This is a genomic window from Alteromonas sp. 5E99-2 (assembly GCF_017368475.1).
Lineage (GTDB): Bacteria > Pseudomonadota > Gammaproteobacteria > Enterobacterales > Alteromonadaceae > Alteromonas_F.
On record NZ_JAFNJE010000079.1, the window covers coordinates 1 to 486 of the forward strand.

Below are 486 nucleotides of genomic sequence, written 5' to 3' on the forward strand. Positions count from 1 at the left end.
TCATCCCAATCGCAAGACCGACATTCCACGCATAGCCCATGGCCATGGCCCCGCCCATCACAAGCGCCGTGGTCAGCGAAATCTGAAGTCCGCCCAACCCGATCAACCTGTCGCGCATATTCCATAGCACACGCGGTTCAAGTTCGAGACCGATTAGGAATAGCATCATCACAACGCCGAACTCGGCGAAGTGTTGGAGTTCTTGGGTTTCGGTTCCAACCAGTCCCGTTACCGGCCCAATCACAATCCCAGCTGCTAGATATCCCAACACCGATCCCAGCCCCATACGGGCTGCAAAGGGAACTGCGATAACGGCTGCACCGAGATAGATGGTGGCTTGGAACAGGAAGTTTTCCATGAGGGCCGGGCCTTTTGGGTTTTAGAATGCCTAATTTGACCGAATTACGGGGCGCTGCAGGTTTTATTGCATACCGAAATTCAGGTTTGACCTATCGGGCCGAGACCGATTTTGCCAGTAATCATTGG

1 protein-coding gene is annotated in these 486 nt (G+C 53.7%); it reads right to left on the minus strand.

The features are described from left to right. The coding region (locus J3L16_RS15975) for a cation:proton antiporter (RefSeq protein ID WP_207614056.1) at positions 1 to 358 on the minus strand (358 nt) is incomplete at its 3' end. Positions 359 to 486: the final 128 nt, after the last annotated feature.